At 70.6% G+C, this 13,393-nt stretch carries 10 protein-coding genes; 5 read left to right on the top strand and 5 right to left on the bottom strand.

The window, feature by feature from the left end:
• Positions 1 to 338: 338 nt before the first annotated feature.
• Positions 339 to 1,139 (top strand): hypothetical protein, encoded by an 801-nt coding sequence (locus tag POL72_RS44005; protein WP_272102883.1) that lies wholly within the window; start codon positions 339 to 341, stop codon positions 1,137 to 1,139.
• 75 nt (positions 1,140 to 1,214) lie between these two features.
• Here the strand turns inward: POL72_RS44005 and POL72_RS44000 are convergent, their stop codons facing one another.
• Positions 1,215 to 2,087, bottom strand: a complete 873-nt coding sequence (locus POL72_RS44000) for a zinc metalloprotease (RefSeq protein ID WP_272102882.1) — start codon at positions 2,085 to 2,087, stop codon at positions 1,215 to 1,217.
• A gap of 800 nt (positions 2,088 to 2,887) precedes the next feature.
• Here POL72_RS44000 and POL72_RS43995 point away from each other — a divergent pair.
• Entirely contained in the window at positions 2,888 to 3,340 is a 453-nt protein-coding gene (locus POL72_RS43995; protein WP_272102881.1) for a Fur family transcriptional regulator, read from the top strand.
• Positions 3,341 to 3,503: 163 nt separating this feature from the next.
• Positions 3,504 to 5,360, top strand: a complete 1,857-nt coding sequence (locus tag POL72_RS43990) for a permease (protein ID WP_272102880.1) — start codon at positions 3,504 to 3,506, stop codon at positions 5,358 to 5,360.
• Positions 5,361 to 5,497: 137 nt separating this feature from the next.
• Here POL72_RS43990 and POL72_RS43985 read toward each other — a convergent pair whose 3' ends face one another.
• From POL72_RS43985 to POL72_RS43970, 4 genes are all read right to left on the bottom strand, one after another.
• The gene (locus POL72_RS43985) at positions 5,498 to 5,845 is read right to left on the bottom strand and encodes a hypothetical protein (RefSeq protein ID WP_272102879.1); all 348 of its coding nucleotides are present in this window, start codon (positions 5,843 to 5,845) and stop codon (positions 5,498 to 5,500) included.
• Between the two features lie 158 nt (positions 5,846 to 6,003).
• Positions 6,004 to 7,086, bottom strand: coding sequence for a serine/threonine-protein kinase (locus tag POL72_RS43980; RefSeq protein WP_272102878.1), 1,083 nt, complete (start codon positions 7,084 to 7,086; stop codon positions 6,004 to 6,006).
• 403 nt (positions 7,087 to 7,489) lie between these two features.
• Positions 7,490 to 8,902 carry a type I glutamate--ammonia ligase gene (glnA, locus tag POL72_RS43975; RefSeq protein ID WP_272102877.1) on the bottom strand — a complete coding sequence of 471 codons (1,413 nt, stop codon included), beginning with the start codon at positions 8,900 to 8,902 and terminating at the stop codon, positions 7,490 to 7,492.
• A 156-nt stretch (positions 8,903 to 9,058) separates the two neighbouring features.
• Positions 9,059 to 9,397: a P-II family nitrogen regulator gene (locus POL72_RS43970; protein WP_012239819.1), complete on the bottom strand. Its 339-nt coding sequence runs from the start codon at positions 9,395 to 9,397 to the stop codon at positions 9,059 to 9,061.
• Between the two features lie 673 nt (positions 9,398 to 10,070).
• On the opposite strand from POL72_RS43970, the gene POL72_RS43965 reads away from it, so the two are divergent.
• Positions 10,071 to 12,788, top strand: coding sequence for a serine/threonine-protein kinase (locus POL72_RS43965; protein WP_272102876.1), 2,718 nt, complete (start codon positions 10,071 to 10,073; stop codon positions 12,786 to 12,788).
• Between the two features lie 4 nt (positions 12,789 to 12,792).
• Positions 12,793 to 13,368, top strand: a complete 576-nt coding sequence (locus POL72_RS43960) for a GNAT family N-acetyltransferase (RefSeq protein WP_272102875.1) — start codon at positions 12,793 to 12,795, stop codon at positions 13,366 to 13,368.
• Positions 13,369 to 13,393 lie beyond the last annotated feature (25 nt).

The raw sequence follows: 13,393 nt of genomic DNA, 5'->3' as shown, positions 1-13,393 counted from the left end.
GCCACCGAGCTCTCGCCGCCGCGCCGGCATGAAGCGCGCCGCACCCGCGTTGTAGCTCCGGACAGCGGCGCTGGCGGCGCGACGTCCATCGCAGCGACGCACTCGGCCTCTCCCCTTCCACCTCCGGCGTCCGGCTTCCAGCGCTCGGCGCGTCACATCCACCGGACCGACACCGACATTTCACAGCGCCGTGAGAGCACGTGCCGCGCGAGCGGCTCGCAGGCGAACACGCGCGATGTCCCACAGCGCCTCACCCCTCGGACACGGCTATGTCATATTTCAGCGCACCGCGTCAAGCACACATTGACGCGCCGCCTTCGAGGAACCAACGATCAGGTATGCATTGCGAAAGGATCGTTCGGATTGCGCCGATGATGCTGCTCGCGCTCGTGTCGACGGGCTGCGGCATGGCGACGATGATCGACACGAACACGCGCTCCATCCAGGCAACGACGGAGGAGATGCGGCGGACCCGCGCGACGATCGAGGATTCGAATCAGACGCTGCGGAGCTCGCAGGAGAGCATCGATCGGCTCGCCGAGCTGCGTCAGCCGATGGAGAAGCTCGCCGAGATGCAGGCGGCGATGGAGCGGCTGGCCGAGCTCAAGGGGTCGATGGACGCAATGCAGCAGAGCATGCGCGAGACCGCGCGACTCAAGGAGTCGATGGATCGGCTGAGCCAGATGGAGGCCACCATCGCCGCGATGAACGAGAGCCTCGTGAGCATCCGCGGCCCGCTCACGGACGTCGCCGCCCTGAACGCACCGATGCGTGATGTCGCCGCCCTGGACGCGCCGATGCGCGACGTCGCCGGGCTGAAGCAGCCGATGGAGCAGGTCGCGACGCTGCGCGAGCCGATGAAGGAGGTGAGCAAGCTGTCGGCCCCGATGGAGCAGATCAGCCAGATCGGGGGCGATTCGTCGCGCCAGACCGGCCTCGTCGCCGTCGGCCTGCTCGGCTGGGGCGTCGTGACGTTCCTCGGCGTGTACTTCGGCGTCCAGGCCGGCACCCGCCGCCAGCAGCGCCTGGCGCAGGGAGATCGGGACTCCAGCGCGGGGCCGGCGCCTGCCGAGCCCGCGCCGCGCGTCCTCTCCGAGAGCCGGAGCTTCGAGCGCCGGGCCCAGATCAAGTCGATGTGATCGAGCTCTGCCGGACGCCTGTCCGGCCGGCGAGCGGCGGAGTCCCCCGCCGCCCGCCGTCACATCCTCCACCGATCAACGATACGTGTCCCAGTGCGCCGACATGCGATCGGCCTGCCCTGCGGTGAACCCATCCATGCAGGAGTCGTCGGTGTAATCCATGAAGTTCTGGACCGGGTCGAGCCCACCTCCCCGGCAGCTGTCCCTGTTCATCGGGCAGCCATACGCGGCGCTGCGCTCGGACGCCGTGTCCGCCACGCCATCGCCGCTCTTGTTGCAGCCGCCTTCGAACGTATGGAAGAGGCCGAGCCAGTGACCGACCTCATGCGTACCGGTATCTCCCTCGTTGTACGGCGCCGCATTGCCGCCGGGCAACGTGGAATGGAGCAGGACGACGCCGTCGTCGGTCGGACGGGCCGCATAGCTTGAGGGGAACGTCGCCCAGCCCAGCAGACCGCCGCCCGGGTTGGCCGTGTAGAGATTGAGGTGGTCTGGCCCACCAATACGGAGCGCCGCCTTGGCCTGCCGCTCGGCCGCGGAGCCCGACGACATGGTGTACCAGGTCGCGTTCCTCGTCCGATCGACGGAGGCCAGCGTGAAGCTGAAGCGGGTGCTCGCGTACGCCTCGTTGAGCACCTCGATCTGCTCCGCGATCATCCCGTCCGTCACGTCGCCGTTCGACAGGCCCACGCCCTTGTTGATGACGTGGACGTGCACGGGGATCTCGACCGCCGCGCCCGCCGAGAACCCGAGCGCCATCCGGCTGCGGACGAACTGCTCGACGGCTTCCTTCTCACCGTCGCTCAGCTCGACGGTCGCGCAGCCGCGCCGCAGGGGCGCCGGCGCTGCCTCGACCTGCTCATCAGGCACGACGTCGGCGACGGCCGGCGCATCCTCCGCGGGGGTCGAGGGGTCGGCGCCGCACGCGACGCCCAAGGCAGCGATCAAGACTAAGGCAAATACATCCGCACACGTCCGAGCTCGCATGGACACTCTCCTTGGTTCATTTCCCCGCAAAGGAAGCATGAATATAACTCCGCGATCACAATCGGTTCAATTCCAAAAGGGCTGATTCCACTCGCGACGACAAAGGAAGATTCCACGTCTTGGTCGTTCTGGTCGTCTTGGTCGTCTTGCGTGTCTTGCGCCCTCTCGCCGAACGCCGACAGGACCCCGGGACACGCAGAGCGATGACGAGGCGCGAGGGCCCGCGTGGAACGGACACGCCGATTGCTCCAACTTGGATCGATCGCTCCATTATGGAGCACACGTCGAGAGCGGCGCGGACCGAGGGAGCCCCCCTCGACTCGAGATCAGACGATGCGGACCCGGCCGTTCCGCCTGTTCCATGTCCTCCGCGCTTCGGGGTCAGCGCCGGAGGAGCTCACCCCGATTTCGAGGCGCTTTCCCGAGGAGCGCCGCACCGCGCGCCCATCCGCCTGGTCTGTGCAGTTCGAGCGACGCTCAAAACCAGGTGCACGACGTCATCCAAACTCTCCGCCTGCCACATTCTCTCGCAGCCGGGTCGGCGCTCGTCGCCGCCGGTCCTCTCGGGGCCGCGCCGGGCACGCGCGCACGCGGCCCGAGCGGGAGCAGACGCTGCGTTCTCGCTGACGGTGGCGCGGCGGGCTCGGCGGCGATCTTGCGATCTCGCCCACACTGGCGCGCGGCCGACCCGGGCGCTGCGCGGCCGGCGGCGGCGATGCATCGTGATTGCAGTACCCTCCTGGCGACGGTAGATGTCTTGCATGGCGCGTACGAAAGCAGGTCAGTCCGCGGAAGAGCTCCGTGAGCAGATCCGGGCGGCCGGCTTGCGAGCCACCTCGCCGCGCATCGCGGTGCTCCAGAGCCTCGGCCGCTCGCGGACGCCCGTCAGCCATGCGGAGCTCGCTGCTGAGCTCGCCCCGAAAGGGTGGGATCGCGCCACCATCTACCGGAACCTGATCGACTTGACCAACGCCGGGCTCGTGCGCCGCACCGACATGGGCGACCACCTCTGGCGGTTCGAGCTGCGGGAGGCCACCGGCGCCCACGCGGCGGACGAGCACCCGCACTTCATGTGCGACACGTGCGGCGATGTGCTCTGCCTCCCTGACGAGAGCATCGAAATCAAGGCGGCGCGCGGCGCGCCGCGCGCGTTGCGGCGCAAGGGACTCCAGATCCAGATCAAGGGTCGCTGCGATCGGTGCGTGCAGGCCTGAGCGGCGGAGCAACCCCCGGGCATCGGTGCCCCCGGCCACCGGCGGCCCCGGGCCGCGTGAATGACGCGGCGCTCAGCGGCCGCAGACGGCTGTCCGCATCTTGGTTGCAACACCAATTTGATATTGATTAGGCCACGTGGCTCGGGCATAGCCCACCGCGCCCATGCTCGCGCTCGCCGTCGCCCTGTCGATCGCCGGCCTCGCCGCGGGGCCGCTCCTCGTGGCGCTCGGCCGGCGCCAGGCGCTGCCGACGTCGGCGCTCGACGGGCTGACGCTCGGCCTCGTGCCCGCGCTCGTGCTCACGCGCCACCTGCCGCACGTGGTCGAGGAGATCGGGGCGCAGGCGGTCCTCTGGGCGGCGCTCGGGTACGCGGCGCTCGGGCTCACGGAGCACAGGAGGCGTGACACCGGCGAGGTGCTGGGGCGCGAGATCGCGTTCTCGGCGCTCGCCGTGCACGGGTTGCTCGACGGCGCCGGGCTCGCGCTCGCCGTGGCCGCGGCCGACAGCGGCGCGGACGGGGTGCTCTTCGCGAGCGCCGTCCTCGTGCACCGGCTGCCCGAGGGGCTGTCGCTCGCGGCGCGCTTTCTGCCCGCCTGGGGGTGGCGGCAGCTCGCCGCGCGCCTCGGGCTCCTCGGGCTGCTCACGGTGCTCGGCGCCCTCCTAGGCCAGCGCGCCGTGGAGAGCCTCCCTCACGAGTCGTTCGAGGTGTTCATCGCGTTCGGCCTCGGTGTCCTCCTGCGGCTCGTGGTCCACACGCACGAGGCGCCACCTCGGAGCGCGCGCGCGCGGACCACGAGCGCGATCGCCTTCACCTCGGGGCTCTGCGTCGCGCTCGCGCTCCCCAGCCCGGAGAGCTCCTTCACGAGCGCGCACGCGTCCGAGCTGTCGATCGCGGAGTCGCTCGGCCCGCTGTTCGTCGAGACGGCGCCCGCCATGCTCGCCGGGCTCGCCATGGTGGGGCTCCTGCGCGCGTTCTCTCCGAGCGTCCTGCGTCGCTCGACCGGCTGGCTGCGCGGCGGTGCGGCGCTGCCCCGGGCCGCCCGCAGCCTGGCGTCTGGGCTGCCGCTGCCCCTCTGCGCCTGTGGCGTTGCGCCGCGCCTGCAGCGGCTCCCGCGCGCGAGCGCGCCGGTCGCCGCGGTCGTCGCCGTCGTCCTCTGCGCCCCGGCGCTCGATCCCGCCGGCGCGCTGCTCTCGCTGCGGGTGCTCGGCCTGCCGTTCACCGCGGCGCGCGTCGCGGGCGGCGCGCTCCTCGCCGTGCTGGTCGCGCTCCTCGTCGCCAGGGTGGCCGGGGCGCCAGGATCGAGCGCTGCGCCTCCCTGCGGCGCGCCGCCCGCCATGGCAGGGGCCGTGGCATCGCCGGGCGCGCGGCTCCGCGCCGCCGTCGCCGAAGCCGTAGGTCCAGCGCTCGATCACGTGGCCGCCTGGTACGTCGTGGGCCTGGCGCTCGCCGCCGTCCTCGAGGCGTCCATCGCGCCGGCCGCAGCGCGCGTGCTCGACGCGCCGGCCGACGTCCTCGTGAGCGCGCTCCTCGCAGTGCCCGCTCACGTGTGCGCGCAAGGCGCGGCGCCGCTCGCCGCGGCGATGATCCACAAGGGGCTCCCTGTCGGCGCGGCGCTCGCGTTCCTCGTGGCGGGGCCCGCGACCCACATCGCGGCGCTCGGCGCGCTGCATCGGGCGTTCGGAGCGCGCGCCGCCGCTGTCTCCGCGCTCTTCAGCGTCGCCTTCGCCGTCGCGCTCGGCCTCGTCGCGAACGCCTTCGTCCCCCTCTCGGCGGTCCCGGACCTCCACGATCTCGCGCCCCAGGAGCACTCCACCATCGCGTGGGTCTGCGCGGCCGCGCTCGGCGCGCTCCTGCTCTCGAGCTTCATGAGGCTCGGCCCTCGCGCATGGTTCGGCGGCATGCGTGGCGCCGGCGATACCGGTGCGCCCGGGTCAGACGAGCCGCATGCGCCCTGCGCACACGCGCATCGCTGCAGCGCGAGCGGCGCACCGGACGACCATGGCGCGCCGCCCGCCTGACGCCGGGCTCCCCGGAACGTCGTTCCAGGAGATCCCCTCGCCGGTCTCCCTCCTGCGCTGCTCGCCGGTCTCCTTCGCGTGTCGTCCCGCGGCCTCCACCTAGCGCGCCTGAGCTCCGGCGCGGGGCGGCGCGTCGATCACCCTAGCTGGACCGAGCCGTGGTGATCGCAGTGATCGCCGTGCGGATGGTGCAGGTGCGCGCCGACGAGGTAATCGAAATGATCGCCGTGGGGCACGGCCTGATGGCCGCAGCCTGCCCCGTGCGTGTGCGCCTTCTCGTGGTCGGCGCATGCATGGCTCGGCGTGCACGCGTCAGGGTTCTCCTTGCCGACCGAGAGCACGTGCTCATCGAAGTGATCGCCGTGTGGATGATGCAGGTGTCCGTCGTGCAGGTAATCGACGTGGTCCTCGTGACGCAACGCCTGATGTCCACATCCCTGCCCATGAACATGGGCGTGCGCTTCATGTGTCTGGTGGTCGTCCATCGACTTGCATCCTTTCCATCAATGCTCGCTTCGAGCTCAGGGGACGGCTCGAAGTGGGGGCAACATGGGGCCCCGACGCGCACCGCCGCAAGGAGCAACCTGACGCGCATGTTGTGGACGAGCGGGCCGCGCTCGCTCGCCCTGCGGCGCCGCGGCGCTCAGCGGATCCAGTACCTGCCGATGAGCACGAGCGCCATCGCCCAGAGCACCACCCCGATGCCCGCCGCGACGAGCATGGTCCGCGGCAGGCGCCTGCCGTGCTGCACGAGCCGTCCCAGCGTCCCGGCGGAGCCGCCGCCGCGCGAGGCGCTCTCCGGCGCGAGGCCGACGTCGCCGCCGAGGCCGATGTCCGAGGCGCGCCGACCCTTCTGTCCTCGGAAGCGCTCGGCGCGCAGCTCGCGGAGGACGGCCTCGAGCTCCTTCGCGAGCGCGCCCGCCGAGGCGATCCGTTCGTCGCGCTCGCGGCGGAGGCACGTTTCGACGAGCTGGCAGAGGCGCGGCGGGAGCCCTGGCCTGCGCGCGGCGATCGGATCGCAATCCTTGCTCAGGATCCGGACCATCAGCGCGTTGTAGTTCGGCGCCTGATGCGGGGTCGTCCCGGTCAACGCCTCGTACATGACGACGCCCAGCGACCAGATGTCGGCGCGGGCGTCCACGTCCTCGCGCCCCGCGGCCTGCTCGGGCGACATGTAGGCCGGCGAGCCGACGACGCAACCCGTGCGGGTCAGCGAGAAGTTGTGCTCCTTCTCCAGCACCTTGCTGATCCCGAAGTCAAGGATCTTCCCCACGAGCTCGCCCAGGTGGTTGCGGTGCACATAGATGTTCGCGGGCTTCAGATCGCGGTGGATGATCCCTTGCTGATGGGCCATGTCGAGCGCCCGCGCGAGGCCGAGGAAGAGCTCGACCAGCACCTCCGGAGCGATCGTGCTCTCGCGCCGCAGCCACTCGTCGAGCCCCTCGCCGACGAGTAGCTCGAACACGAGGAACGGAGAGCCGTCCTCGGCCTGACCGAGGTCGAGGATCTCGACGATGCTCGGGCTCCGCAGGCGTCCGCTCGCCTTCGCCTCGTTGAAGAAGCGCTGGAGCGCGACGGCATCCCCGGCCACCTCGGGGCTCATCACCTTGAGCGCCACGTCGCGGTCGATGAGCACGTTCTTCGCGGCCCACACCGACCCGCTGGCGCCTTGGCCCAGGAGCTTCACGAGCCGGTAGCGAGACTGGATGAGATCGCCGGGGTTCACTGCTGCGCCGAGGTGTCGCTGGGGAGCTGAGGGAACTGAAGGAACCGAGGAAACAGACGAACCGGCGGACCGGAGGACCGCGGGACCGGCGGCCAAGGAGGAGCTGGCTTGACGCCGCCCCCACCGGAGCCGGACCGGAGGATAACCCGAGCCATGGACGAGCGGTACCGCGGTGCGGCGCGCTCCAGCAGGAAGCAAAAGTTCGCGGTGCGAGGGGGCGATAGCCCACCTCGTCGCCTCCGCGGGCGCAGAGATCCGTGGATTTTGCGATACCGCGACCCTTCGACTCGACGTCACCGGCGCGCCGAACACGACGGCGAGCGGTGAAGAGTCTGGACAGCGAGGGGCACAGCGCAATTTTCTTGTGCGCCGGCCCCTGCTCTGTCCTCGGAGGTGGGGGTGATCAGACGTCGTAGTAGAGGAAGAACTCGTGCGGGACCGGGCGGAGCCGGACCGCGTCGACCTCGCGCTCGCGCTTGAAGTCGAGCCAGGTCTTGAGGATATCGCGGGTGAAGACGTCGCCGCGGAGCAGGAACTCGTGGTCGCGCTCGAGGGCGCCGAGCGCCTCGTCGAGCGAGCCCGGCATGTGCGGCACTTCCTTGAGCTCCTCCGGCGAGAGCGCGTAGATGTCCTTGTCGAGCGGGTCGCCCGGATCGATCCGGTTCTGGACGCCGTCGAGGCCGGCCATCATCATGGCGGCGAAGGCGAGGTACGGATTGCAGCTCGCGTCCGGGAAGCGGACCTCGATGCGGCGGCCCTTCGGGCTGTTGCCGGGGGCCAGCGGGATGCGGATCGACGCCGAGCGGTTGCGGCTCGAGTACGCGAGGTTCACGGGCGCCTCGTAGCCCGGGACGAGCCGGCGGTAGCTGTTCGTCGTCGGGTTGGTGAGCGCGGCGAGCGCCTTCGCGTGCTTCAGGATGCCGCCGATGTACCAGAGGCCCGTGTCGGACATCCCGGCGTAGCCGTCGCCGGCGAAGAGCGGCTTGCCCTCCTTCCAGAGCGACTGGTGGCAGTGCATGCCGCTGCCGTTGTCGCCAAAGAGCGGCTTCGGCATGAACGTCACCGACTTGCCGTTCTTGCGGCCGACGTTCTTGATGACGTACTTGAACCACATGAGGTTGTCGGCCATCGCCGTCAGCGTCGAGAACTTGATGCCGATCTCGCACTGGCCGGCCGACGCCACCTCGTGGTGGCCGACCTCGACCGGGATGCCGGTCTCGATCAGCGTGGACATCATCTGCCCGCGCAGATCGCCGAGCGTGTCGGTCGGCGCGACGGGGAAGTAGCCCTCCTTCGACCGGATCTTGTGCCCGAGGTTCGGGCCGGCCTTGCCGGTGTTCCAGACCGCTTCATCGCTGTCGATCTCGTAGAAGGCGCCGCGCTGCGAGCTCTCGTAGCGGACCGAGTCGAAGATGAAGAACTCGGCCTCGGGCCCGAAGTAGGACGTGTCGGCGATGCCGCTCGCGCGGAGGTGGTTCTCGGCCTTCTGGGCGATGTAGCGCGGGTCGCGGCCGTAGGGCTGGCCGGTCACCGGATCGCTGATCTTACAGATCATGCTCAGCGTCTTCTGGGCATGGAACGGGTCGAGCTTCGCCGTCGACGGGTCGGGCGTCATCAGCATGTCGCTCGCGTTGATCGGCTGCCATCCGCGCACCGACGAGCCGTCGAAGCCGATCCCCTCCTCGAAGAGATCCTCGTTCAGGCGGGACGCCGGGATGGTCGTGTGCTGCCAGATGCCGGGCAGATCGATGAACTTGAGATCGACAAATTTTACGTCGTTTTCCTTCGCAAACGCGACGACATCTTTCGCCTTCATGATCTTCTCTACCTCGCTGACTCGCTGCTCTCGCTGTATGTGACTCGACGGTGCGCGGGCTCGTGCTCGCTGTTCGCCTCTCGATCGTCGATCGTCGATCCTCGAGCCTGTGACCCGCCGCGAATGCCCTGTGACGCTCTGCCGGCGGCGCGCCTCCTAGATGGCGTCCTCGCCGCGCTCCCCCGTGCGGATCCGCACGGCCTCCTCGACGGGGACGACGAAGATCTTGCCGTCGCCGATCCGACCCGTCTTGGCGCTCTTCTCGATGGCGTCGATCACGTCGCTGACCATGCTGTCCGGCACGACGATGTCGACCTTCACCTTCGGCACGAAGTCGACGACATACGCCGACCCTCGATAGACCTCTTTCTTGCCGCCGGTCCGACCGAAGCCCTTTACCTCGGTCACCGTCATGCCCTGAATCCCGACCTCGGCGAGGGCGTCCTTGACCTCGTCGAGCTTGAACGGCTTGATGATCGCCTCGACCTTTTTCATTGCGCACGCCTGTGGTGACCGGGTGCCCGCCAGGGTGGAAGACCCGGGCGCTCACCCGAAAGGCCCCGCCGGAGCAGAGCTGGTAAAGGGGGGACACCTCCGCCGGCGGCCTCCCATCGATGTGCCGGGCGCCGCCCGGCTTCCGATCCGTGACGGGGGCGGCCCGGTCCACCGAGCCTTGCCCGACACTGTCAACGACTCAGGGACCCATCCAGCGGAGCCGGATCGGCGCCCCTTCACCCCGGACGCTGGCGCGCGACCGAAGGTCCAGGCTGGTGTACCCAAGCTCATGTTTCCGGAATGTTTCGCGCATCCTGCGAGCGTGAGAAAAGTGCATCGGACGTCAGAAAATCGGAGCCCGCTTACTTTTTTCACAGCTCCAGCTGCGCACGGCAGAGCTCGCTTGCGCGGCGGCGGCGCCGGGGGTGAGAACCCGCTTACGCACCGTGGCGCCGGAGGTGGGCTCCGCCTTGTTCCATGGCCAGTCCGGATGGTCAGCCCGGCGTGGAATCCGCTTTCACGGTGCCGCCCTGCAAGCGCTGAGCTCGCTCGCGCGGCGCCCGGGAGGGGATCGGGCCCCTCCCTGACGGGTCAGGCTGCGCTCGCCATTGTTCTTATGACGCGGCTCGAATAGGCTGCGCTGGCGAATCCAGTCGCGGGACAGCCCTGCCTGATGGCTTTGCCGAACAAAGCGAAGATCCCGGTAGGCACGGTCCTCGCCGGAAAATACCGCATCACACGCGAGATCGGGCGCGGCGGCATGGCTGCCGTGTACGAGGCCGAGCACATCGACATCGGCAAACGCGTGGCGATCAAGGTGCTCGCCCAGGAGCTGACGACCTCAGCCGTCGTGGTCGAGCGCTTCCTCCGAGAGGCCCGGGCCGCCGCGTCGATCCGCAGCCCCTTCATCTGCGACGTCTACGACTCCGGCAAGCTCGAGGACGGGCGGCCCTTCCTGGTGCTCGAGCTGCTCGAAGGCGAGTCGCTGTACGAGCGGATGACCGTCATCAGGTACCTCGACCCCGAGACCACCGTAACGGTGGTCTCCCAGGTGTGTCGAGGCCTCACCAAGGCGCACGCCGCCTCCATCGTCCACCGCGACCTCAAGCCGGAGAACATCTTCCTCACGAAGGATGAGGAGGGCCGGCTCTGCGCGAAGATCCTCGATTTCGGCCTCGCGAAGTTCTACGCGCCGGTCGACGGAGGCGACGCGCAGGCGCGCCTCACCCGCGAGGGCGCGGTCTTCGGAACACCGGCTTACATGAGCCCGGAGCAGGTGCGCGGCCAGGGAGCGGTCGACCACCGCGCGGATCTCTGGGCGCTCGGCTGCATCACCTACGAGTGCCTCACAGGCCGCACCGTCTGGCAGACCGAGCAGGGCGTCGCGATGACGTTCGCGCAGATCGCCAACGCGCCCCTGCCGCAGCCCGCGGCGCTCCGCCCCGACCTCCCGGCAAGCTTCACCACGTGGTTCGAGAAGGCGCTCGACCGCTCGATCGATCGCCGGTTCCAGACCGCGAAGGAGTTCGCCGACGAGCTGTCGGTCGCGCTCGGCGTCGCGCAGCCGCCGCGCGGCGCGGAGCCGTCGCAGGCGGGGCTCGTCATGCCGGGCGGCGAGGCGCCGGCCGACCTGTCGTTCGACCCGCCGGGGGTCGTCCGTGTGACCCCCAACGAATCGCGGCGGACCGTCCCGTCGGGTCCGGCGGAGCGCGGGGGAGATCCGTTCGCCGGGCTGGACAGCTCGGGCGCGCCCGGCGCCGCGATCGCCGGGCGCGTGAGCCAGGGCGCGGGGCAGCAGATCACCTTCTCCGGGGGCTCGGGCGAGACCTCGGTCCCCGATCCGCTGGCGCACGCGTCGCCGCCGAAGCGAGGCGGCGCCGGGCGCGCGCTCGTCGTGTTCGGCGTGCTCGCGCTCGTCGCGGGCGGCGCCTACGCGGGTTACCGCCAGTTCCTCAAGCCGACGGCCCTGCCGCCCGTCTCGTCGACCACCGCGGCGCCGTCGGCCACCAGCGCCCCCTCGGCCTCCGCCGGGGCCAACGTGCCGGCGCGCGCCGACGCCCACGCCGAGCCGCCCGGCCTGGCGTGGCCGCCGCTCGTCGCGCAGGCGCAGGAGGCGGTCGCCGCCGGCGATCTCAAGGCGGCGCTCAGGCTGCTGAAGGACGCACAGGACAAGGGCAACCACCCTGTGCCGCGGACGCTGAGCGAGAACGTGCAGATCGCCCTGAAGGACGCGAGCGGCAAGGCGCCATGCGCGCTCACCGGCCTCGCGAGGCCGCGCACGCACGATCTGGTGCGCGAGGGCGGCCGCGCCGTCGGAGCCAGCCGGCCTTCGATCGCGCTCGGCCCGCGCGGCGCGGTGGTCACCTGGACGGACTCGCACGAGGGCACCGAGCACGCCTACACGACGACGCTGGACGGCGCGATGCGGCCGTCGTCGCCGGCGCTCGACGTGACGCCCGAGGGCCGCGCCATCGGGCGCCCCGAGCTGACCTCCGCAGGCGATCGGCTGGTGCTCACGTACTGGGACGGCAAGGGACCGGAGGCCGGCGTGCACGTGCGCTGGCTCGACGCCAACGGGCGGATCGACGGCCCCGCCGTGATGGTCGCGCCCTTCCCTCGCGGAGGGAACTCGTGGCCCTCGCTCGCGCGCGCCGCCGAGGGGTTCCTGATCGCGTGGTCGGACGACGGCGACAACGCCTCCGAGGACCTCTTCATGCGCCGCCTCTCGCCGAACCTCGATCCGGCGGGCGACATCATCCGGCTGACGGACGTCACCCCGACGGGCCCCTCGAAGCCGCGCGTCCGCTTCCCCTCGGTGGCGGTGACGAGCGACGTGATGCACCTCGCCTTCCGCTTCGATCGCGAGCCGACGCGGGTCATCCAGTACATGCGCCTCCCGCTCGCGAACGCCAGCAAGGGCCTCCCGCCGGCCAGCCCCGGCAAGCGCGCCGACCGCGCGCTCGGCGACCTGTCGCTCGTGAACAGCGATCGGGTCCGGAGCGACAGCCCCTCGCTCGCCTGCGGCGCGAGCGGCTGCTTCGTCGTCTGGCACGGCGAGGCCCCGCTCGGGGGCGCGTCGGCCGCCTACATCGATCCGGCCAAGGGCCAGCCAATCTGGCGCAAGCGGTTCTCGAAGTCGGGCGCGCGCCCGTCGATCGCGATCGCGCCGAGCGGGCAGGCGCAGCTCGTCTGGTTGGAGGGGGGCCGCCTGCTCACCGCGTCGATCAACCGCGACGGCGTCGGCGCGCCCACGAAATTCGCCCGCGTCAGCGGGGATCAGCCGGCGCCTTCGATCAGCCCCGGCGCGAAGCCCGGAGAGTGGTATGTCGCCTGGCTTGACTACGAGGCGGGTCATCTCGAGCCCTACGCCGCCCGCATCCAGTGCCGGTGACCCCATGCTCATCCTCCCACCTCGAAGCGAGGTCCGCGCCCGTCCCATCGAGACAGAGCGGCTGATCCTCGTGCCGATCGACCCGTCCGACGGGCCCGAGCTCTGGCTCGCCGTCAACGGCTCGCGCACCTACCTCCAGCGCTGGTTGCCCTGGGTGCAGTTCCACACGGATCCGGCCGCGAGCGTGCGTTTCGCCGAGGCGTGCGCCGCCGACTGGGATCACGGCAGGGCGCTGCGCTTCGTGATCCGCGAGCGCGCGCACCGCTCGCTCGCCGGGGTGGTCGGGCTCGAGGCGTGCGTCCACCTGCACCGCTCCTGCGAGCTCGGCTACTGGCTCCGCAAGGAGGCGACCGGGCGCGGGCTCATGACCGAGGCCGCGAGGGCCGCGCTCGGGTTTGCGTTCGGCCACATGGGCGCGCACCGCGTTCGGGTTGCGGCCGCGACGGACAACCATCCGTCCCTCGCTGTCATCGGCCGGCTCGGCTTCCGCTTCGAGGGCATCGCCCGGCAGGCCGAGTGGTGCGACGGCCGCTGGCTCGACCACTCCGTCTTCGCGCTCCTGGCGACCGATCCCAGGTGAAGCCCGCTCACGAGGGCGCTCGCTC

Source organism: Sorangium aterium, from assembly GCF_028368935.1.
Taxonomy (GTDB): Bacteria; Myxococcota_A; Polyangia; order Polyangiales; family Polyangiaceae; genus Sorangium; species Sorangium atrum.
Note: the sequence above shows the minus strand (reverse complement) of the source record. Positions and strands in the feature narration are given on the sequence as shown.